At 42.1% G+C, this 20,431-nt stretch carries 20 protein-coding genes; 14 read left to right on the plus strand and 6 right to left on the minus strand.

The genetic code is table 11. The features are described from left to right. Positions 1–74: 74 nt before the first annotated feature. The 10 genes from ftsH to DEO27_RS27360 all read left to right on the plus strand — a co-directional run bounded on the left by ftsH (position 75) and on the right by DEO27_RS27360 (position 8,546). On the plus strand, positions 75–2,186 hold the full coding sequence (gene ftsH / locus DEO27_RS27315) for an ATP-dependent zinc metalloprotease FtsH (protein ID WP_112571393.1): 2,112 nt from the start codon (positions 75–77) through the stop codon (positions 2,184–2,186). A 57-nt stretch (positions 2,187–2,243) separates the two neighbouring features. Further along, positions 2,244–2,882 (plus strand): lactate utilization protein C, encoded by a 639-nt coding sequence (locus DEO27_RS27320; protein WP_112571391.1) that lies wholly within the window; start codon positions 2,244–2,246, stop codon positions 2,880–2,882. 223 nt (positions 2,883–3,105) lie between these two features. Then, positions 3,106–3,480 carry a hypothetical protein gene (locus tag DEO27_RS27325; protein WP_146750037.1) on the plus strand — a complete coding sequence of 125 codons (375 nt, stop codon included), beginning with the start codon at positions 3,106–3,108 and terminating at the stop codon, positions 3,478–3,480. A 19-nt stretch (positions 3,481–3,499) separates the two neighbouring features. After that, positions 3,500–4,180, plus strand: a complete 681-nt coding sequence (locus DEO27_RS27330; RefSeq protein WP_149301887.1) for a hypothetical protein — start codon at positions 3,500–3,502, stop codon at positions 4,178–4,180. Continuing rightward, positions 4,147–4,977, plus strand: coding sequence for a sensor histidine kinase (locus DEO27_RS27335; RefSeq protein WP_112571385.1), 831 nt, complete (start codon positions 4,147–4,149; stop codon positions 4,975–4,977). The genes DEO27_RS27330 and DEO27_RS27335 overlap by 34 nt, the downstream gene beginning before the upstream one ends. Continuing rightward, positions 4,943–5,584: a response regulator transcription factor gene (locus DEO27_RS27340; RefSeq protein ID WP_112571383.1), complete on the plus strand. Its 642-nt coding sequence runs from the start codon at positions 4,943–4,945 to the stop codon at positions 5,582–5,584. Before DEO27_RS27335 ends, DEO27_RS27340 begins: the two co-directional genes overlap by 35 nt. A gap of 29 nt (positions 5,585–5,613) precedes the next feature. Beyond that, positions 5,614–6,684, plus strand: a complete 1,071-nt coding sequence (locus DEO27_RS27345) for a PA0069 family radical SAM protein (protein WP_112571381.1) — start codon at positions 5,614–5,616, stop codon at positions 6,682–6,684. A 69-nt stretch (positions 6,685–6,753) separates the two neighbouring features. Further along, positions 6,754–7,647 (plus strand): hypothetical protein, encoded by an 894-nt coding sequence (locus tag DEO27_RS27350; RefSeq protein ID WP_112571379.1) that lies wholly within the window; start codon positions 6,754–6,756, stop codon positions 7,645–7,647. Positions 7,648–7,666: 19 nt separating this feature from the next. Further along, positions 7,667–8,008: an STAS-like domain-containing protein gene (locus DEO27_RS27355; RefSeq protein WP_190295257.1), complete on the plus strand. Its 342-nt coding sequence runs from the start codon at positions 7,667–7,669 to the stop codon at positions 8,006–8,008. Beyond that, positions 8,001–8,546 carry a PIN domain-containing protein gene (locus DEO27_RS27360; RefSeq protein WP_112571375.1) on the plus strand — a complete coding sequence of 182 codons (546 nt, stop codon included), beginning with the start codon at positions 8,001–8,003 and terminating at the stop codon, positions 8,544–8,546. Before DEO27_RS27355 ends, DEO27_RS27360 begins: the two co-directional genes overlap by 8 nt. Here DEO27_RS27360 and DEO27_RS27365 read toward each other — a convergent pair. The 4 genes from DEO27_RS27365 to DEO27_RS27380 form a co-directional block, all read right to left on the minus strand. Further along, on the minus strand, positions 8,532–8,915 hold the full coding sequence (locus DEO27_RS27365; RefSeq protein ID WP_112571373.1) for a DUF2809 domain-containing protein: 384 nt from the start codon (positions 8,913–8,915) through the stop codon (positions 8,532–8,534). The two genes, DEO27_RS27360 and DEO27_RS27365, sit on opposite strands and share 15 nt — an antisense overlap. An 82-nt stretch (positions 8,916–8,997) precedes the next feature. After that, positions 8,998–9,741 carry a zinc ribbon domain-containing protein gene (locus DEO27_RS27370; protein WP_112571371.1) on the minus strand — a complete coding sequence of 248 codons (744 nt, stop codon included), beginning with the start codon at positions 9,739–9,741 and terminating at the stop codon, positions 8,998–9,000. Beyond that, positions 9,741–10,838: a Nif3-like dinuclear metal center hexameric protein gene (locus tag DEO27_RS27375; RefSeq protein WP_112571369.1), complete on the minus strand. Its 1,098-nt coding sequence runs from the start codon at positions 10,836–10,838 to the stop codon at positions 9,741–9,743. The genes DEO27_RS27370 and DEO27_RS27375 overlap by 1 nt, the downstream gene beginning before the upstream one ends. Before the next feature lie 31 nt (positions 10,839–10,869). After that, entirely contained in the window at positions 10,870–11,283 is a 414-nt protein-coding gene (locus DEO27_RS27380) for a TM2 domain-containing protein (protein WP_223818071.1), read from the minus strand. Positions 11,284–11,361: 78 nt separating this feature from the next. Between DEO27_RS27380 and DEO27_RS27385 the strand changes: the two genes are divergently transcribed. The 4 genes from DEO27_RS27385 to DEO27_RS27400 all read left to right on the plus strand — a co-directional run bounded on the left by DEO27_RS27385 (position 11,362) and on the right by DEO27_RS27400 (position 15,951). Further along, complete coding sequence (locus DEO27_RS27385; RefSeq protein WP_112571367.1) at positions 11,362–12,342, plus strand: NAD-dependent epimerase/dehydratase family protein; 981 nt, start codon at positions 11,362–11,364, stop codon at positions 12,340–12,342. A gap of 3 nt (positions 12,343–12,345) precedes the next feature. Next, positions 12,346–13,137: an SDR family NAD(P)-dependent oxidoreductase gene (locus tag DEO27_RS27390; protein WP_112571365.1), complete on the plus strand. Its 792-nt coding sequence runs from the start codon at positions 12,346–12,348 to the stop codon at positions 13,135–13,137. A gap of 4 nt (positions 13,138–13,141) precedes the next feature. Then, the gene (locus DEO27_RS27395) at positions 13,142–13,417 is read left to right on the plus strand and encodes a hypothetical protein (protein ID WP_112571363.1); all 276 of its coding nucleotides are present in this window, start codon (positions 13,142–13,144) and stop codon (positions 13,415–13,417) included. Positions 13,418–13,590: 173 nt separating this feature from the next. Further along, a complete protein-coding gene (locus DEO27_RS27400; RefSeq protein ID WP_112571562.1) occupies positions 13,591–15,951 on the plus strand; it encodes an ABC transporter permease in 2,361 nt (786 codons plus the stop codon). Positions 15,952–16,471: 520 nt separating this feature from the next. Here the strand turns inward: DEO27_RS27400 and DEO27_RS27405 are convergent. Beyond that, a complete protein-coding gene (locus DEO27_RS27405; protein ID WP_112571361.1) occupies positions 16,472–17,824 on the minus strand; it encodes a UDP-N-acetylmuramoyl-tripeptide--D-alanyl-D-alanine ligase in 1,353 nt (450 codons plus the stop codon). A 234-nt stretch (positions 17,825–18,058) separates the two neighbouring features. Beyond that, a complete protein-coding gene (gene recQ / locus DEO27_RS27410) occupies positions 18,059–20,230 on the minus strand; it encodes a DNA helicase RecQ (protein ID WP_112571359.1) in 2,172 nt (723 codons plus the stop codon). Between the last annotated feature and the right edge of the window lie 201 nt (positions 20,231–20,431).

A 20,431-nucleotide genomic window follows, 5' to 3' on the forward strand; every position in this document is an offset into this window, starting at 1 on the left:
GGCTCAACGCATAGTCTTACTGTTACCGCGTAAAATTTAAATTATAGATTGTAAGTTTGAGCTCGTTAAAAGAAATGAAAGATATTAAAGATTCTAAATCAGAAAATCCAAGACCTATCCGAAAAATTGTGAACAAGAAGCCCTCTCCAAAACCGCCAAAGTTCAATATCATGTGGTTATATGGTATTGTTATCCTGGCCTTTTTATTGATCCCGGCCTTGTTAAACGGCGGATCGGGCAAACCGGTTACTTTCCAGGAGTTTGAAGCTAACATGCTTCGTACCAATGATGTTCAGAAAATTGTAGCTTATAAAAGCGGTGATTTGGTAATGGCCGATGTTTATATCAAACAACAAAGCTTATCAAAGCCGTATTTTGCCAATAACGTATCTAAAGACAAAAACTTTTTCAATACAAGCACCAGCAGCGGTCCGCAGTTTACTTTTACAGATGCCTCATACGAGAGTCTGAAAAAATCAATTGCTGATGCGCAGAAAGATGTACCAGATGATCAGAAAGTATCATTGCAATTTGAGCAGGGCCACGAAAGCCTGTTATCAAACTGGTTGGTACAAGGTGTTATTATGGTGATCTTATTTGCAGGTGTATGGATCTTTATCATGCGCAGGATGAGCGGTGGTTCGGGCGGTGGCCCGGGTGGCCAGATCTTCAATATCGGTAAATCAAAAGCTACCCTGTTTGATAAAGAAGCCCAGGTAACCGTTACGTTTAATGACGTTGCCGGTTTGGAAGAAGCCAAACAAGAGGTAATGGAAATTGTGGATTTCCTTAAAAATCCTAAAAAATACACCAACCTGGGTGGTAAAATTCCTAAAGGCGCACTGCTTGTAGGTTCGCCTGGTACAGGTAAAACCTTGCTTGCTAAAGCCGTTGCCGGTGAAGCACAGGTGCCATTCTTCTCACTTTCAGGTTCAGACTTTGTGGAGATGTTTGTTGGTGTGGGTGCGTCACGTGTACGTGATTTGTTCCGCCAGGCAAAAGATAAAGCGCCTTGTATCATCTTTATCGATGAGATTGATGCTATCGGTCGTGCCCGTGGTAAAAACAATATAGTAGGTGGTAACGACGAACGCGAAAACACCCTGAACCAGTTATTGGTTGAAATGGATGGTTTCGGTACCGATTCGGGTATCATCATCTTAGCTGCTACTAACCGTCCGGATGTACTGGACTCAGCGTTATTGCGTCCGGGACGTTTCGACAGGCAGGTATCTATCGATAAACCGGATTTGATCGGCCGTGAGCAGATCTTTAAAGTTCACCTTAAACCTATCAAATTATCTGACGGTGTTGACGCCAAAAAATTATCGGCTCAAACCCCGGGTTTTGCAGGTGCCGAAATTGCTAACGTTTGTAACGAGGCCGCGCTGATTGCTGCCCGTAAAAATAAAGAGTCGGTTGATATGACCGATTTCCAGGATGCTATCGATCGTGTTATCGGCGGTTTGGAAAAGAAAAACAAAATCATCTCTCCCGAAGAGAAACGCATTGTTGCTTACCACGAAGCTGGTCACGCTATTGCCGGCTGGTTCCTGGAACATGCCGATCCATTGGTTAAAGTATCTATTGTTCCTCGTGGTGTTGCCGCTTTGGGTTATGCCCAATATCTGCCAAAAGAGCAGTTTTTATACACTACCGAGCAGCTGCTTGATGAAATGAGTGTATCAATGGGTGGCCGTGTTGCCGAGGATATCGTTTTCGGTAAGATCTCAACCGGTGCCTTGAGTGACTTAGAGCGTATAACCAAACTTGCTTACGCCATGACCAAAATTTATGGTATGAACGATAGCGTTGGTAACGTATCATTCTACGATCCACAAGGCGAGTACCAGTTTAACAAACCTTACTCTGATACTACTGCCGAAATGATAGATAATGAAGTGCGTAAGTTGGTTGATGTGGTTTATCAAAAAACTAAAGATCTGCTTAACCTGAAACGTGATGGTTTGGAAAAAATAGCTCAAAAGCTATTGGAAAAAGAAGTATTATTCCAGAGTGATTTGGAAGAGATATTAGGCAAGCGTCCGTTTGACGAGCGTACTACCTATGATAAGTTTGTAAACGGCGAGGCCGCGTTAAACCCGGATGTGGATAACAACGCTATTCCTGATACACTGACTAATCCTGAACTGTCAAGAGTAGACAGCGAAGATCCAAAACTTTAATTTTAAATAATAATACAAAGCCACCGGCCAAGCTGGTGGCTTTGCTTTTTTGTAACCATGAGGGATATCACCACATCAAAAGAAAAACTGCTTAAAAAAATCAGGAAAGCGCTTTTGGAAAAAAGGGATAACCCATACCCTCAACTGGAAGATCTTCCCCTTTACCCTCCTTCCGAAGAAATGCCCGAGGTGATCTTCGCCGAGCAGTTTACCAATGTGGCAGGTCAGTTTGTTTTTTGTGAAGATGAACTGCAGTTTATTGAAAACCTGCTCACCCTTGCCGAAGAGCGCAAATGGCATAAAATTTACTGCTGGGAACCCAAGCTGCAGGAGATCCTGAACCAGTTTGAATACCCCCACTACGAAACCGATAAAGACTTTGAACAGGCCGAAGTTGGGTTTACCCTTTGCGAAGCATTAATTGCCCGTAACGGCAGTATCCTGCTTTCCAACGGAAACACGGCCGGCCGCAGGTTGAGTATCTACCCATCGGTGCATATTGTATTGGCCTATACCTCGCAAATGGTTATGGACCTGAAAGATGGCTTTAAACTCATCAAAGCCAAATATGGCAACCAGCTGCCATCCATGATCAGTACGGTAACCGGTCCGAGCCGTACCGCCGATATTGAAAAAACACTGGTTTTAGGAGCCCACGGCCCTAAAGAGCTATTTGTTTTTATGCTGGAAGGTTAATCTGAACCTTGATTTTCGTGATTTAAGGATTGAGTGGATTTGATTAATCCACTGTTTCTTCTTTACACCTTTTGCCTTTTCCCTTTCACCTTTCTATCCTTTTCTCCCTCCTTTCCATCCTTTCTTTACCGTGTTTTAACGGGGTGTAAAACCGTGAAATAACGGGTAGGTTGTTTTATATTATTTGATTAGTTTGGTGGCTTAATTTAAATCCCCTGATAATATGGACTCTATTGACTTAAAGACAGCGAGAGAAATGGTTGCGAGGTACAAAAAAACCCGCAAAGCAGTTATTGATAAGCATCATGGTGTTAACGATACGGAATCGACATGGCTCCCAATAGATAAGCTGAAAGAGTTTGTTAACAATCTGCCGCCGGAAGCTACCGGAGTGAGGCTTCATTTTGGAGTGCACGGTGCAGATCATAAAGATGCTCCTCATCAAACATCGGTTGCTATTGTAGGCACAGTGGCCGGTAAAAGGCCAAATGAGCACGTTGACGCCATACAGGCCGATAATGAGATTGCAAAATCAGCGAATATGCTTGCCATGGTAAAGTCAGGCAGAGATTGCCCGCCTGCCTGTCCGGTAGCCTGATAAAATTATAGCTGCATGAATGCTATTATATGTTATTTTAGCATTCATGCTCGATTGGTTTTATTACGTGATGTTTGTGGTGGCATTAATGTGCTGCCTTTTTGCGTATAAATCGCTTGATAGAAGGTTTAAGTGGCTTTTACCGCTTTTAGCTTTTGATGTGATTTATAATCATCCGGCCGTATTTAAGTTTCAGATTATTAACCATACCAACGCCTGGTGTAATAATTTTGACGACATACTGGAGTTTGTATTCTACTCGATATTTATTATGTCGTTTGGTAAAGATGAGGAACGCAAGCGAAAGGGGTATATAGCTATGGGTGTTATCGTGCTGTTTTCGCTTGTTGACATATTTGTTATCCAGGGTTTTTGGAAAAGAGCAACCATAGCAATCGTTGTGCAAAATTTATTCGGCATTTGGCTCATTTGTAACTATTACTACAGATTGCTAAATGACGATAACGATGAATATATAGAATTGATCACCCATCCGCCGTTTTTAGCGATAACGGGGATCTTCTTTTTTTATCTGGCAATGACCTTTTATTACGCTTGCTTTAGCTTTATGGTGTATAAAAACAATTATCACTTTTATCTTTTGGCAATGACGTTGTTAAACCTAAATTCCTTAATCATAAACGGCCTATTTTCATTTTCCTTTATATGCTTTTTCAGGAAGAACAATTTATCCTCGTAATAATTGCTGGTACCGCCCTGTTGCTTTTGCTGGGCGTGTTCATGATTAGCTTTATGATGGTATATCAAAAAAAGCAGAACAAGAACTTGCTTGAGCGCGAAAATCTGAAAGCTTCGTTTAAGCAGGAGATGCTAAAAACCCAGATTGAGATCCAGGAGCAAACTCTCAATGACATCAGCAGGGAAATCCATGATAATATCACCCAGGTTTTATCATTTGTAAAACTGAGCCTTGGTTTGCTCAACAATAGCCTGGACGAAGAAAAGAAAGGCCGCGTAAACGAAAACCGGGAATTGATTTCGCAAACTATTAATGATTTAAGAAATCTTTCAAAGAGTATGAGCTTTGAGCATATCACCTCGCTTGGGCTTATAAAAGTACTTGAAGCAGAAACGGAGCGCTTAACCCGCAGCGGTATTATCAACGCTGTTTTTACTGTTGAAGGGGATGTATACAGTATGGGTGAACAGCGCGAGCTGGTAATATTCCGCATATTTCAGGAAGCGGTAAATAACACCCTGAAATACGCTAAGGCGGCTAACCTTAAAATCAGTTTGTATTATACTGCACAAATGTTTAATTTGCTCATCGAAGATGATGGTGCTGGTTTCAATGCCGAAAAGGTTGAAAATAAGGGCGGTTCGGGGTTACGGAACATTGAAAACAGGGCAGCTTTAGTAGGCGCGGATGTAATTATTACCAGTTCGCCTGGTAAGGGTTGTCAGATAAAATTGTCGTTCAATCCCCTGGTACAACAAATTTATGCTAAAGGAACCCATTCAAATAGCCTTAGTTGATGACCACAAACTCTTCAGGAGTGGTATGGCTGCTCTTGTAACCAATTTTAAAAGATACAACATACTATTTGAGGCCGCAAACGGACAGGAACTTGTAAACACTATTAAGAGTGGTACCGTTCCGGATATCGTATTGCTGGATATCAGCATGCCGGTTATGGATGGCGTAGAGGCGGCTCAGATACTCCGCTCGAAATATCCCGGTGTGCGGATCATCATTTTATCGATGTTTGAGGATGCCGAAAAGGTGTTGCTTATGGTTAAAATGGGCGTAAAAGGCTATCTGCTTAAAGATTCGGAACCTTATGAGGTGGAAGATGCACTACTGAAAGTTTCGCAGGGTGAGCTCTACTACCCGGAATTTGTAACCCGTCACCTGATTACCAATTTCAACAGCAAATTAGAGAATATCAAACTCAACCCGCGCGAAATTGAGTTTCTTCGTTTTACGGGAACCGAGCTTACTTATAAAGAAATAGCCGAGGCTATGAATATCAGCGTGCGTACCGTTGATAGCTACCGCGATCAGCTTTTTGAAAAACTCCAGATCAAGAGCCGCGTAGGACTGGTTTTATACAGCATAAAAAATAAATTGATTGAATTGTAATTTGCTAATTAATTTAGCAAATTTGTTCAATGTCACATGAGGAAAATCCGGAATTTTTTAAAGGACGCGGGGCACAGGTAAACACGCACAATAAGTTTCTGAAAAACAAGTATGTACTTGATCATATCGAGGGTATTGATGAGCCGTTGCTTGAAAATACCAATACACAGCTTTTTGAAGAAACACCTAAAAAAATTGTAAGCGAATCCAACAGTCCCGATTTAAGCCATATGTATTCCATCAATCCTTACCAGGGTTGCGAGCATGGTTGCATATATTGTTATGCCCGTAACAGCCATGAATATTATGGTTTTAGCGCCGGGCTTGATTTTGAGCGGAAGATCATTATTAAACCAAATGCCCCGGAATTGCTGGAGCAATATTTCAACAAAAAAAATTACCAGCCGGTTTGCATCATGCTTTCGGGCAATACCGATTGCTATCAGCCTGTTGAACGCAAGCTGGGGATAACGCAAAGGTTATTGGAAGTTTTTTGGAAATATAAAAACCCGGTAAGTATCATCACCAAAAACAACGTGATCCTGCGGGATATCGATCTGCTTGCAGACATGGCCAAGCTGAACCTGGTGCATGTAAATGTATCCATTACGTCGCTTAACGAACAACTCCGTCAAAAATTGGAGCCTCGCACAGTTACCGCAACGGGGCGTTTGGCAGTTGTGCAGAAACTATCGGAAAGGGGCATTCCGGTTCGGGTAATGGCGGCGCCTATCATTCCGGGGTTAAACAGCAACGAAGTACCCAATATCATCAAAGCGGCGGCCGACAGGGGGGCTTTAGCCGCCGGTTTTACGATGGTGCGCCTGAATGGTAGCATAGCCGAAATTTTCAGCGACTGGATCTACAAAGCTTTTCCGGACAGGGCGGAAAAAGTGTTGAACATGATCCGCTCAACACACGATGGGCAGCTAAATGACAGCGATTACGGCCGTAGGATGAGCGGCGAAGGTAAAGTGGCCGAATCCATTCACCAAATGTTTAAAATGGCCTGTAAGCGCTTTATGGGCGACAGGCAGATGCCAGAATACGACTATAGTTTATTTGTACCAAGGAAAGGAAAACAGACGAGTATGTTTTAGATGTTCGGCAAGTTGATTTAATCTAAATTACTCATTATCTTAACGTGCTTGAATTTATATTTATAGAAAATGGACGATAATTTATTTCTTGTTCCACGAGAAGTTGCCGGTGATAAATATGGGTTTGAATTTTTTGCAAATTTGGCAGGTAGCACACTTCTATTGAGAAATCAGGAGATAGTTATCGATTTTGAATCCTGTAATTTCTTTGAAGGCAACTTGTGTTCTATTTTAGGCAATATATTAGATTCTTGCATCGAAAGAGGAAATAGAATTAGCATTAAAAATTTGATAGGCAATGTTAGAGGTGCTATTAGTAGGAATGGCTTTTTGCAAAACTTTGCTTCAAGCATTAGTTCTCCTAATTTGTTTCAGACAAGTGTTCCCTATCGAAGATTCAAGATGGAAGATGAAAGTATTGCGAAGGACTTTTTTAAAGTAGAGTTATTTGAAAAGCAGAAAATGCCCAAAATGAGTCCATTAGCTCAAAAAGAGATCATAAGAAATATTTTTGAAGTTTGTTTAAATGCTGTAACTCATGGAGAATGCGAATATATATATTGCTGCGGACAGGTTTATTTAAGAAAGAATACTCCTAAGGCAGTGTTAACGTTTACAGATTTAGGAAAAACGATAAAAGCTAATGTTAATAATTATTTAGCAGAAAATAAAAGTGGCATAGACGCAATCAGGTGGGCTTTAACAGATGGAAATACCACTAAAACAGCTGCTATACCAGGAGGGTTGGGATTGAAATTATTACAAGACTTGATTCATTTAAATAAGGGAACGCTGCAATTTATATCAGCTGATGGTTTTGTAGAAGTGTGCGAAGGTAAAGTAAATTCATCTTCGTTAGAAATAGACTTTCCAGGAACAATAGTGACAATTGAATTGTTATTGAAGGACCCGAATTTTTACATATTAAACACGGAAAAAAACGATTGGGATGATTTTTTTTAATAATTTTACAAGAAAGCTTATGATATTAAATCTAAAAGAGATTATAAAAAGTGATACTGCACTCAGTCCGGATGCGGGTAGCACTATATTTTCTTTAATTAATAGGGGGCTATTGGAAAGACAAGATATAAAGCTTGATTTTTATGGAATTGAAGTTGTTACTTCAGCTTTTTTAAATGCTGCAATTGGTCAATTGTACTCTAAATTTGAGTCGAAGGATTTAAACGAGCATCTGAAAATTGTTAACCTGCCAATTGAAGACAGAGCTCTATTAAGGAAGGTAATTGAACGGGCGAAAGATTATTTCCAAGACCAAAAATCATTCGAGGAGCGGATGGATGATTTGTACGGAGATGAGTAAAATCTACACCTATAAAGATTTTGATCCAAAGCAAAGTCATGAATACTTAATTGATAATAGTGTTTTGCTATTTCTTTTTGCTCCTATAGGTAATTATAACAGCCGTCAACAAAGTCAAATATCGAAGTTTATTAGTAATGCAAAAAGCGTTGGAGCCGGTTTACATACTACGTCTTTAGTTATTTCGGAATTTCACAATAAGGTACTTAAAGACTTCTTTGACGAGTTTAAAAGAATCCCGGCAAATTCAGGAAAGATATCTTTAAAAAAAGATTACAGACCGTCTGAAAATTACAAAGCAGATATTTCGGCTTTAACTTCTCAAATAAAAGCAATTCTCAAAATCTTCAATCGCTTTCCGGATGACTTCAATCAAATCAATATGGATCTTATTATGGAAAATACCAATTATGTAGACTATAATGATGCTTATTTTATCGAGTTGGCGAATAGAAAGAATTGGATTATTGTAACACGCGATAGAGACATTATAGAAAGCAAAATGCGAACAACTCCAGTTTTATCATTTCTGGATTAACTTTTGATTGTAAAAGTTTCCAAAATCACCCCCAACACCTATTCCTACTCCAATCACATAGCACAACAAATCACTCCACAGAAAGCCCTCGCCCAAAACCAACCTGCCAAAGAGGGTGTGTCGCAGGTCATTTATCCAGGGCGCTTTATAAAGCTGGCTAAACTCTATCGCGAAGCAAAAGATTAAGGCGGCAATTACATTGAATCTAACTGGCTTGTTGATAAAAAGAAACCGCATGATAAAATAAACCATAGAGGCCCATAAAATATCACCTATAAATAATGGGATGAATTTAAAGTGCCGGGACAGTAAACCCAGTATAATGGTTAATATTATTAATATGAAAAAGGTTATACGGTTTTTAGGCATGCAATAAATATCGGCTAAATAAGCGCAACAAAAAAGGCACCCACCGGGTGCCTTTGATATATTTAACTTTATAAGTGGTTGCTTATGCTTCTTCTACCTCTAAAGCCATTTGCTCGTCAACAAGGATACGTCCGCAATGCTCGCAAACGATGATCTTTTTACGCTGACGGATATCTGACTGGCGCTGAGGCGGGATCTGGTTAAAGCAACCAGAGCATGAATCACGTTGAATAGTTACAACTGCAAGGCCGTTTTTTGCATTTTGACGCAAACGGGTGTAAGCAGTTAACAAGCGCTCTTCAATGTTATCCATTGCTTTTGCAGCTTGTGAGTTCAATTCGGTTTCTTCTTTTTCAGTTTCGGCAGTAATGGTGCCTAATTCTTCTTTCTTAGCGTCAAGGTCGGCCTGACGGGCTTCCAGATCGGCAAGTGCTTTTTCGTAAACCTGGGTTTTGTTGGTGATTTCGAAGCCGTATTCACGGATCTTCTTCTCACTAACCTGTATATCTAAGCCCTGGATCTCAATTTCTTTTGAGATAGCGTCATATTCGCGGTTGTTTTTAACCTCGTTAAGCTGGCCTTCGTATTTTTTGATGTTTGCCTGAGCTTCTTTGATCAGGTTTTTACGGGTAACTATGTCATCTTCCACATCGTCAAGTTCACCTTTGATTTTTTGGATGCGGGTTTCAAGGCCAGCAACGTCGTCCTCAAGGTCTGCAACTTCCATTGGCAATTCGCCTCTTACCTGGCGGATCCTGTCAATCTTGGTGTGGATAGTTTGTAGCTCGTATAAAGCTTTAAGCTTTTGTTCTACGGTTTGTTCCATTAAATAAAATATTTGACGGGGTTTGTATTTACTTCTGTTAAACGGACGGCAAAGATAGGGAATTTTTTCCTAATTATTTCATACAATAATTGTTGCGTAAATTGTTCACTCTCAAAGTGTCCGATATCCGCGATAACTATCTTTCCTTCGGCATCAAAAAACTCATGATACTTGTAATCGGCAGTGATAAAAATATCGGCTCCGGCAGCTATGGCATGCTTCAGTAGAAAGCCTCCCGAGCCACCGCAAACAGCTACTTTTTTAACGTGTTTGCCTATTAATTTAGTATGGCGTATCACATGGGTACGCATCTTATCCTTTACATGAAACAGGAAGCTTTCCTCGTTAATTGGTATTTCAAGTTCGCCAATCATTCCGGAGCCAACCTGCTGATGCTGATTGGTTAAATTGTAAAGATCATAAGCCACCTCCTCATAAGGATGGGCCAGGATCAGCGCCATCAGGATCTTACTTTCCAAATTGGCTGGATAAACAGTTTCTATCCTCACCTCATTTTCCTTATGACGTTTACCAACTTCGCCAACGTAGGGATTAGCGGCATCATTGCCCTTAAATGTTCCGGTACCCTCGACATTAAAGCTGGTTTCGCTGTAATTGCCGATGTTGCCTGCTCCAGCGCTAAACAAGGCGTCGCGTACGGCATCAGCATGGCTTAGGGGCACATAGGTAACCAGTTTTTTGATCAGGTTATATTTAGGAAGCAGGATCCGGGTATTTTTTAGCCCTAAAGTTTCGCAAATGCGGGCGTTAACACCCGTCATGATGCTATCCAGGTTGGTATGAATAGCGTATATGGCAATGCCTTTACGAATGGCTTTTTCAACCACCCGCTCTACATACGTTTTACCGTTAAATTTTTTAAGCCCTTTAAAAACTATAGGATGGTGCGATATGATCACCTGGCAACCTGTGGCAATAGCTTCGTCAACCACGGCTTCGGTACAGTCAAGCGAAACCAGGGCCTGGCTCACTTCCTGGTCCGGATTGCCAACTATTAAACCGGAATTATCATAATCTTCCTGGTAGTTGAGCGGGGCTAAGCTTTCAAGGTAAGCGGTTAAGGCGGATAATTTCATTAAGCAAGTTTAGAGATAAATAATGGCTTGTTTAACTACTCATTTTAGCCATCTGATAGCTTTCGTAAGCCATATTTTTATTATACTCCAAAGTTATCGACTTATTGTTGATCAAATCGACAATAGTACCTATAACGCAAAGACCTCCTGTTAAAAAGTAAAGGATACCCATGCCAATTTGCCCCAATACAAAGCGTTGTATACCTGCAAAGCCAACAAAACCCAGCAAGGTAAATAACAATATATCCTGCGAATTTTTACGCTTGTTGCTGTACACCATGTAAAAGTATTTTTTCTGGCTTTCGGTCAAGTCAGGAGTAGCATGTTGTAAAAAGCCCATTTCTTCGGGTGAAAAGCCGGCGAAAGTGCTGTGTGGGTCCTGGTACATGTTCATTTTAGGTAAGGCTTGTTTGATAGTTATCTCAAATTTAAATAATTCTGCCATTAAACCTAATAGTTAATCATTCTGAAAAATTTAGCTATAACGGATAGGGGTAAACCTATATCCGGTTGTAATACCTGTATGAAAGTTTTAGTAACCGGTGCAACAGGTTTTATTGGCAGGCAGCTTAGCCTGATTTTGGCTATGCAGGGCTACGAGGTTAAAGCTCTATGCCGCAATACCGATCATCCGTATTTAATAAAGCATAAAAACATTGAGCCGGTTACGGGCAATATCTTATATCGGCAAAGTTTGGGCAGGGCTATGCAGGGCTGCCAGCAGGTGTACCATACCGCGGCTATGGCCAAAATGTGGTGCCGCAACCCCGATGATTATCATGAAACCAATGTTGTAGGCACCCGAAATGTGCTTGAAGTTGCAGCCAATGCAGGTGTGCAAAAAATGGTTTATACATCTACCTGTGGTGTATGGGGCCCAACGGTTAAACATCCGATGAGCGAAAATGATCCGCGGATTGCGGGTTTTCCCATAGCCTATGAGCGTACCAAATACCTGGCCGAACTTGAGGTACAAAATTTTATAAAACACGGGATGCAAGTAGTTACGGTAAATCCTTCACGGGTTTATGGCGAGGGGCCGGTTACCGAAAGCAATACAGTTGGCAAAATGGTTTCGGCCTATATGCGCGGCAAATGGCGCTTTATTCCCGGCAGTGGTGAGCAGGTAGCCAACTATGCTTTTTTAAGTGATGTTGTTGATGGCCATATTGCAGCTATGGATAAAGGCCAAAGCGGAGAACGCTATATTTTGGGTGGAGAGGATATCAGTTTTAACGATTTTTTCAATACCGTTTGTGAGGTATCCGGCAAACAGCACCGGTTGATTCACCTGCCGCTAAAGGCGATTGAATTTTATAGTCATATAGAAAAGCTCAAAACACAGCTTACCGGTTTACGCCCCTTCTTTTTGCCTGAGTTTGCCGAGCGTTTAAAATATGATCAGAAGTATAGCAGCAACAAGGCCATAGCACAACTGGGTTACCGCATTACTCCTTTTGCCGAGGGCATACACAAAACAATTAATTACCTAAAACAAGCCTGAACCATGATCACTCAAACAGCCATCATAACCGGAGCCAGCGAAGGACTGGGCAAGTCGTTTGCCATTGAACTGGCATCGCGCCATATTAACCTGGTATTGGTTTCATTACCCGCTTCCGGTTTGCCTGAATTGGCTTCCTTTATCCGCAAAAACTTTGAGGTTAAGGTGAATTATCTTGAAATTGATTTAACACTTGCAGAAAGTTACCCGGCAATTTTTAATTACCTTAGTGATGAGCAAATTACAGCCCACCTGCTTATTAATAATGCGGGTTTGGGCAACTGGTCGTGGTTTGAGGATCTGAACATTGGTTTCTACAAAAAACAAATTGAACTGAACGTGATTACACCTGTACTGCTTACACGCTTATTCCTGGCCCAGGCCGATGCTGCCTCTACTTCATACATATTAAATGTGGGCAGTTTGGGCGGTTTGTTTGTGGTACCCAAGAAACAGGTGTATGGCGCTACCAAATCATTTATCAGGTATTTTACCAAATGTTTACAGCTGGAACTGCATGGTTCAAACGTAAAGATCAGCTTGCTTAGCCCTGGAGGTATTAATACCAAGCCCGAACTGCTGGTGATGAATAATAAGCTCAAAGGCATATCAAAGGCAACCATTATGGAGCCGGGACACGTAGCACGTATAGCGATAGATGGCCTGTTGAAAGGGAAAAAAGAAATTATCCCGGGTATGATAAACCGGGTACTTGTTTTATTAAACAGTTTGCTGCCCGCTGCTGTTAAGGAAATCATTATAAGGCAGCGACTGGCCACCATTATTAAAAGCTGACGGCATGATCATTTCATTACTTACGTATAGGCATATTAAAAACCTCTGCAGCTTTTTTAAGCGTACGCGCAATAGCTTTAAGCTTATTAATAACGAGCGTATTGTTATTATCTCGGGCAGTATGCGCGGGTTGGTATTGTATTTTGACCGCGATGCCTGCGAGGTGAAAAATGGAGAAACCGATTTTATCAGTATCGACATTACCCGCGATTTTTCGGTTGATATGCTGATGCGGATCCTGGTTAATCATAATATCATAACTCCCGCCTTTGAGGGCTGATGCCCCTCGCCATCCCCGGACTAATTCATACATAAGCCGTAACATAAATGAACACCCAATTGTCCGTATCCGAACGATAATGTTTTCTGATTGTGGTGTAAGTTGTTGATATGTAGCAATTTGAATTATTGGCACTGTTTTGCATGTTACACTATGAAATAAAGTGGATTTTTATGCTGAAGAACTATATCAAAACCGCCTGGCGTAACCTCGTTCGCAATAAATTTTATTCGGTGATCAATATTGCAGGTTTAACTGTGGGGCTTGCCATTGGCATCCTCATCCTGCTTTGGGTGCAGGACGAATTTAGTTTTGACAGTTTTCACAAAAATGCATCAAACATTTACCGGGTTGAACTTTTTGGCGGTACCGGTGCATCAAAGCAGATTTGGCAGGTTACGGTTGCCCCCATGGGGCCGCTGGCCAAACAGGAGCTACCCGCTGTGCAAAATCAGGTTCGCTTAACCAATAACTGGTTTTTCTCGCTGTTTAAATACCAGGATAAGGTTTTTAATGAGCAGGCTGTTGGCTTTGCAGATCCATCGTTGTTTACCGTTTTTGATTTCCCGCTGATTGAAGGAAGCAACGTAAAGCCCTTCACAAATGATAATTCTGTAGTGATCACCAGGAGTACAGCAAAAAGATATTTCGGAAATGAAGATGCTTTGGGAAAAGTTATTGTGGCGGATAACAAAGAGAATTTCACGGTATCGGGTGTGATTAATGATTTTCCGCTTAACTCAAGCATTAATTATGATATGATCATGCCTATGAGCTATCATGTCAAATACATGTTCACTAACTATAAAGATGACCTGAACCATGATTTTGGCAATTACTCGTACGAAACCTATTTGCAGCTAAAACCCGGTACCTCGTTAAAACAACTATCTGCAGATTTGAATAAGGTTCACTTAAAACGGAAGCCTGAAGATACGGATGCCGATTACCTCCTGCTACCTGCCACCAAAATGCATCTCTACAATGCCGATGGTACCGACAGAGGCATCAGCACAGTACGGATTTTTATCGTTATAGCTTTGGTAATACTGGTTATAGCCTGTATCAACTACGTTAACCTTTCAACTGCACGGGCTATGCTAAGGGCTAAGGAGATAAGCATGCGTAAGATCATCGGCGCAGCCAAAACACAATTGTTTATGCAATTTGTGATTGAAACTGCTTTGTTGTTCGCAGTTTCGGCGGTTTTAGGAGTGCTGGTAATTTATAATGTAATGCCGGTTTTTAACGCAATTGCAGGTAAGCAATTGGTGTTTAATCTTTCCGATTATCATATTTGGTTTGTTATCGCAGGAACCATAGCCGCTACACTTGTGCTTTCCAGTATTTATCCGGCCTTGCTGCTATCATCTTTTGAGCCATTAAAGGCGCTTAAGGGCAAAATATCAAACAGCATTGGTGATGTTCTTTTCCGCAAGATATTAGTAGTGGTGCAGTTTACCTTCTCGGTAGTGTTGATTATCGGTACCATTGTTATCACCGGTCAGCTCAATTATATCCGGTCGAAAAATTTAGGATATGATAAAAGCCATGTGTTTGGTCTTTGGATGCGGGATATGAAAGGCCATTATGATGCCGTAAAAGCGGAGCTGTTGAAACAACCAGGCGTTGAAGCTGTAACCCGGTCTACGGGTAATATTGTTAACAATGGAGGTATTTCTGGCGATACCGATTGGGATGGAAAAGCTACCGGGCAAACATTTATTGTACATCCACAGGGTATCGATAAAGATTTTATCTCCTTCTTTAAAATAAAAATGGCGGCAGGGCGTGGCTTTGAAGGTTCGGTGAGTGATTCGGCCCATTACATTCTGAACGAGGCTGCAATCAAGGAATTAGGAATGAAAGACCCTATAGGCAAACGTTTCAGGCTTCGTAAAACCGAAGGGATTATCATCGGTGTTGTAAAAGATTTCCACTTTGCCAGTATGCGCGAAAAAATTGGCCCGATGGTATTTTTTTATGCACCGGATACATATGCTTCCTTATATTTAAAAACAACCGGCGAGGGTGCTCCCAAAGCTATAGCAGCTGTCGAAAAGCAATTTAAGCAATACAATGGTCAGTTCCCGTTCAGCTATACTTTTTTGGATGAGATTTTTAACAAACTTTACCAGGGAGAACAGCGTGAAGGAACTTTGTTTAACTATTTTGCCGGTATCGCGATTTTTATCTCTTGCCTTGGTCTGCTTGGCTTAGCGGCCTTTACAGCACAGGTGCGCACCCGCGAAATAGGTGTGCGCAAAGTTTTAGGCGCAACGGTAGGCAGCGTGGTTACCCTGTTGGCTAAAGATTTTATTAAGCTTGTGCTGATAGCCATTGTTATTGCCTTCCCGATAGCATGGCTGGCCATGAATCACTGGCTTGACGCTTTCGCGTATCGCATAGGTATAAATTGGACAACCTTTGCATTAGCAGCCGTGATAGCCATTTTAATAGCCTTTATTACTATCAGCGTCCAATCCATTAAAGCCGCGCTTGCTAACCCGGTTGATAGTTTAAGGCGGGAATAGTTTTTGGGTAGAAAATCAAACTCGTGTCATTACCAGTAACCATCAGGCGTGTCCTGAAAGAAATCGGAATGACGTTAAGCAAGAATAAATAGTTTTTGGTTTGCGTTTATGGTGCGTAGGGCAGCGTTAGAGATTGTAGTGTAAAGCCCACAGCGTGTGTAGGAATTTGGGCGTGACTAAGCGAGGACTTGCAACGGAAAGCCCGGGCCGCAGGCAACGCCCAAATTGATAATAGATATCAAAAAAATACTGATAGTCAGTAGCTTACGGTGGTGCGATTGTGGGTTGTTGATTATTAATGATATTTTTTGATTCAATTTTGTAAAAATGGGCGTTGCCTGCGGCCCGTGCTATACGCTCATACTACACAGGCATTATCCGTCAGCTGACGGACGGTATCCGCTCCTATCACTAACGCGCCCGGCGCACACCATCGAAAAAGAAATATGCTATACTTCATCATGTTTTTTTCAGGACACGCCTGATGGTTCCTCGCAATGACGTTTTTTATAAGGATATATTAAAACAACTCCACCAACCGCTCCAAAGCCATTCCTCTTGATCCTTTGATCAGTATGGTAGAATTGCTTATTGGCTGCGCTTTTAAGGCGGCAATAGCATCTTCGGCAGTTTCATAAAAGGTTGCCGCGCCCTGGTTTCCGGCTTCTGATTTTTGGCTTAAAAAATCTTTGCCAATAAAAATCCGCTCATCAACCGGTGTATCCATTGCCTTTTTAATAACTGCGGCATGTTCAACTGCTGCTTCGGAGCCCATCTCAAACATATCGCCCAAAATAAGCACCTTTCTTTTCGCTTCTATTTTGCCTACGTTTTCGATAGCTACAAACATGCTGCTTGGGTTAGCGTTGTAGTAATCGCAAATGAGGGTATTGGTAGCCGTTTGCACAATTTGCGAACGGTTGTTTTTAGGTTGATAGCCTTCGATACCGGAGTTAATTTCATTGGCCGGTAAGCCGAGATAGGCACCAATACAAATGGCTACTAAAATATTGGGCAGATTATAGGTGCCGGTTAGCTGGGTTTTAACTTTATAGCTGTCGCCGGTTTTATTGTTGGTCCACTCCAAAGTCAGGAGCGGAGAGTTTTCCAACAGTTCGCCGCTGATGAGGTTATCAATAGCATCGGTTCCGTAATAAATAACATGGTTAAGATGACGGGCATCTGCCATCTCCATTAAAACAGTATCATCGCTATTAACAAAAACAACATTCCCACTTTCCGACTTTCCGACCTCCGGACTTTCGGACTTTTTAAAGAAATCATACAGTTCCCCCTTGCCCTTCTTCACCCCCTCAACACCACCAAAACCTTCCAAATGGGCTTTGCCTACATTGGTAATTAAACCATGCGAAGGTTGAGCGATGCCGCAAAGCAGCTCGATCTCTTTTTGATGATTGGCGCCCATTTCAATAACCGCCACTTCATGACTGGCATCAATAGTTAATATGGTAAGCGGTACGCCAATATGGTTATTTAAATTCCCTTGTGTTGCCTGGGTTTTAAAATGCTGGGATAGCACGGCATTGATTAGCTCCTTGGTGGTGGTTTTGCCATTGGTGCCGGTAAGCCCAACAACCGGGATACCAAGCTGACGGCGATGGTGACGTGCCAGGTCCTGCAAAGTTGTTAACACATCATCAACCAATAAATACTGTTCGCCTAATTGGTAATCGGGATTATCGATCACCGCGTAGGCGGCACCGGCCTCCACTGCTTTTTGAGCGAAGGTATTGGCATCAAACTTATCGCCCTTAAGCGCGAAAAACAGGCTGCCAGGAATGATCTTCCGGGTGTCGGTGCTGATTACGGGATGTTTGAGATATATATCGTATAGTTGGGTTGTGGTAGTCATGTGTTTAATGGCAAGAATAAATCAAAAATACATCATTTAAATAAGTTTAATACCGGAGTTGACTAATTCCCCTCTTGAGAGGGGGCGCGTTAGGTGTGAGCGAAAGCAGGGGTGTGTTATGCAAGCAGTAGATTATAGGAAGATTAACACACCCCTACACCCCTCTCAAGAGGGGAATCGCACAAGGGCCGCGCTTTATTATTGTCAATCGGAAATACTTAACAAAAATTATTCCTACCTCTTCATCCAGTCTATCACTGCCCTGATCTCGCCGTAGCTATAATCCTCGCCTAAAATCTCTTTTATGGGCGATAGCCTTTCAGCACCGTAGCTTTCGACAGCATCAGCAATAGCAGCTATTTTTTTCTGCGGAACAATTTCGGTAATATCCAGATCGCCGTTTTGTACATAATAACTCAGGTGTGTTTCTATGGTAGATGTAGTGAAACCGCGTTCAGCAGCTATTTCCACAATCGTTTTTCCGGAACGATATAGATTAAACGTTTCGGCTTTGGTATCACTGTTTCGCGAAGAAGTTTTGACTTGCCCTGTCGATTTCGTCTTACGCTCGCGCTTAGGTGATTTCTGTTTTATTTTTGAACCGAGGCTTTTCTCTGCACAATATTCCTTAACAGGCTGCAATAACTCGCGGCCATAGCGGGCCAGCTTGATGTCGCCGAAGCCAGATATTAATCGTAGCTCATCCAAACTTTGCGGCAGGTAGGTGGCCATTTCCTGCAATGTGGCATCAGATACGATAACATATGCCGGCACATTTTCATTCTCGGCAATACCACGCCTAACCTCTCTTAAGCGGTTAAACAACGGAGCTTCATGTGGCAGGCTTTCTTCGTGATGAACTTCTTCTACTTTTTCTATTTCAATAAACTCAACCTTTTGTCCGCCTTTTAAAACATCGGCGCTTAACGCGGTAAGTTTTAAAACCGGGTATTCATCGCCCGCGGTTTGCAGGTATCCCATGGTTACCAGTTCACGGATGTGGTGTTGCCAGTCGGCCTTGCTGATATCGGCGCCAATGCCGTAGGTTTTAAGCTGTTTATGCTCCTCGCGGATCTTGTCGCTTTTTGATCCCCGTAAAAAGTCGATCACATAGTTTGCACCAAAACGCTCATTTAACCGGGCAACTGCCGAGAGCGCTTTTTGAGCAATCAGGGTTCCATCAAAACGTTTGTATTCGGTGAGGCAAACATCGCATGAGCCGCATTTGGCCGGAAATTCCTCGTCGAAATATTTCATGAGGTATTGTCGGCGGCAAGAAAGCAGCTGGCAATACTTTACCATATCATTAAGCTTGTTGAGCATGATCCGGCTTTGCTGCTCGTTACCTTCAACTTTAGCGAAGCCCTGCAGTTTCATGGCGTCACCCGGCGAGTAAAGCAGCAAAGCTTCGGATGGCAGGCCGTCGCGTCCTGCCCTGCCGGTTTCCTGGTAATAGCCCTCAATGTTTTTAGGCAGATCGACATGCACCACATAGCGCACGTTTGATTTATTGATACCCATACCAAAGGCAATGGTGGCTACAATGATCTTTACATCATCGCGCAAAAAGGCCTCCTGGTTGCGGGCTTTTATTTCGTTGCTTAGCCCGGCGTGATAAGCCTCGGCGGCAAAGCCCTCATCCTTTAAATCTTCGGCCAAAGCTTCGGTAGATTTCCGGGAGAGGCAATAAATAATGCCCGACTCATCTTTATGCTCATTTAAAAAGGCGGTTAGCTGTTTAAAGCTGTTCTTTTTCGGCGTTACGTGGTAAGTAATATTTGCTCTATTAAATGAGGATACAAATATGGCCGGCGATTTAAGATTAAGCTTTTCAAGTATATCCTTCTGAGTGAGCTTATCGGCCGTAGCTGTAAGCGCGATAACCGGCACCGACGGAAATTCCTCCTTAAGCCCGGCAAGCATCAGGTATTCGGGTCTGAAATCATGGCCCCATGATGAGATACAATGCGCCTCGTCTATTGCTATTTGCGCTACTTTCAGCGTTTTTAAAAAAGGGATCAGCTTGTTGTCTTTATTCTCCTTGCTTTCGGCACTGAACAAGCGCTCTGGCGCAAGGTAAAGCAGTTTGATCTCGTTGTTCCGAAGACGGTTAACCAGGACCCTTGTCTCCTCGGGATTTAATGACGAATTGAGGAAAGCTGCCGGGATGCCATTCACATTAAGACTATCTACCTGGTCTTTCATCAACGCGATAAGCGGAGATATTACTATGGTAAGGCCATCTAACAATACAGCAGGCAGTTGGTAGCATAGCGATTTACCACCACCGGTAGGCATTAGTGCCATTACATCCTGCCCTTTAAGTATATTTTGAATGATTGCTTCCTGCTCATGCCGGAAAGCACTATAACCAAAATATTTTTGCAGGGCCTGGATAGGTGTCATGTTTGTTGATATGCTTCAAATGTGCAGATATGCAAATGTGCAGATTTCATTTAAATTTCAGATGTGCGAATGTGCAGATGTGCAAATGATAAGTGAGCGATATGAGAATGTACAGATTTCAGATGCGCAAATTTTTCTATCAGAAACAAAGGAATCGCTTTGATCCGAATAATTGATACGAGGCTCCTATGGAGCCAATTC

The organism is Mucilaginibacter rubeus (assembly GCF_003286415.2).
Classification (GTDB): domain Bacteria; phylum Bacteroidota; class Bacteroidia; order Sphingobacteriales; family Sphingobacteriaceae; genus Mucilaginibacter; species Mucilaginibacter rubeus_A.

What these genes read in the sequence shown, in the direction of transcription:
- ftsH (WP_112571393.1), top strand. Translation starts at nt 75, where the DNA reads ATGAAAGATATTAAAGATTCTAAATCAGAAAATCCAAGACCTATCCGA.
- DEO27_RS27320 (WP_112571391.1), top strand. Translation starts at nt 2,244, where the DNA reads ATGAGGGATATCACCACATCAAAAGAAAAACTGCTTAAAAAAATCAGG.
- DEO27_RS27325 (WP_146750037.1), top strand. Translation starts at nt 3,106, where the DNA reads ATGGACTCTATTGACTTAAAGACAGCGAGAGAAATGGTTGCGAGGTAC.
- DEO27_RS27330 (WP_149301887.1), top strand. Translation starts at nt 3,500, where the DNA reads ATGCTATTATATGTTATTTTAGCATTCATGCTCGATTGGTTTTATTAC.
- DEO27_RS27335 (WP_112571385.1), top strand. Translation starts at nt 4,147, where the DNA reads ATGCTTTTTCAGGAAGAACAATTTATCCTCGTAATAATTGCTGGTACC.
- DEO27_RS27340 (WP_112571383.1), top strand. Translation starts at nt 4,943, where the DNA reads ATGCTAAAGGAACCCATTCAAATAGCCTTAGTTGATGACCACAAACTC.
- DEO27_RS27345 (WP_112571381.1), top strand. Translation starts at nt 5,614, where the DNA reads ATGTCACATGAGGAAAATCCGGAATTTTTTAAAGGACGCGGGGCACAG.
- DEO27_RS27350 (WP_112571379.1), top strand. Translation starts at nt 6,754, where the DNA reads ATGGACGATAATTTATTTCTTGTTCCACGAGAAGTTGCCGGTGATAAA.
- DEO27_RS27355 (WP_190295257.1), top strand. Translation starts at nt 7,667, where the DNA reads ATGATATTAAATCTAAAAGAGATTATAAAAAGTGATACTGCACTCAGT.
- DEO27_RS27360 (WP_112571375.1), top strand. Translation starts at nt 8,001, where the DNA reads ATGAGTAAAATCTACACCTATAAAGATTTTGATCCAAAGCAAAGTCAT.
- DEO27_RS27365 (WP_112571373.1), bottom strand. Translation starts at nt 8,915, where the DNA reads ATGCCTAAAAACCGTATAACCTTTTTCATATTAATAATATTAACCATT.
- DEO27_RS27370 (WP_112571371.1), bottom strand. Translation starts at nt 9,741, where the DNA reads ATGGAACAAACCGTAGAACAAAAGCTTAAAGCTTTATACGAGCTACAA.
- DEO27_RS27375 (WP_112571369.1), bottom strand. Translation starts at nt 10,838, where the DNA reads ATGAAATTATCCGCCTTAACCGCTTACCTTGAAAGCTTAGCCCCGCTC.
- DEO27_RS27380 (WP_223818071.1), bottom strand. Translation starts at nt 11,283, where the DNA reads ATGGCAGAATTATTTAAATTTGAGATAACTATCAAACAAGCCTTACCT.
- DEO27_RS27385 (WP_112571367.1), top strand. Translation starts at nt 11,362, where the DNA reads ATGAAAGTTTTAGTAACCGGTGCAACAGGTTTTATTGGCAGGCAGCTT.
- DEO27_RS27390 (WP_112571365.1), top strand. Translation starts at nt 12,346, where the DNA reads ATGATCACTCAAACAGCCATCATAACCGGAGCCAGCGAAGGACTGGGC.
- DEO27_RS27395 (WP_112571363.1), top strand. Translation starts at nt 13,142, where the DNA reads ATGATCATTTCATTACTTACGTATAGGCATATTAAAAACCTCTGCAGC.
- DEO27_RS27400 (WP_112571562.1), top strand. Translation starts at nt 13,591, where the DNA reads ATGCTGAAGAACTATATCAAAACCGCCTGGCGTAACCTCGTTCGCAAT.
- DEO27_RS27405 (WP_112571361.1), bottom strand. Translation starts at nt 17,824, where the DNA reads ATGACTACCACAACCCAACTATACGATATATATCTCAAACATCCCGTA.
- recQ (WP_112571359.1), bottom strand. Translation starts at nt 20,230, where the DNA reads ATGACACCTATCCAGGCCCTGCAAAAATATTTTGGTTATAGTGCTTTC.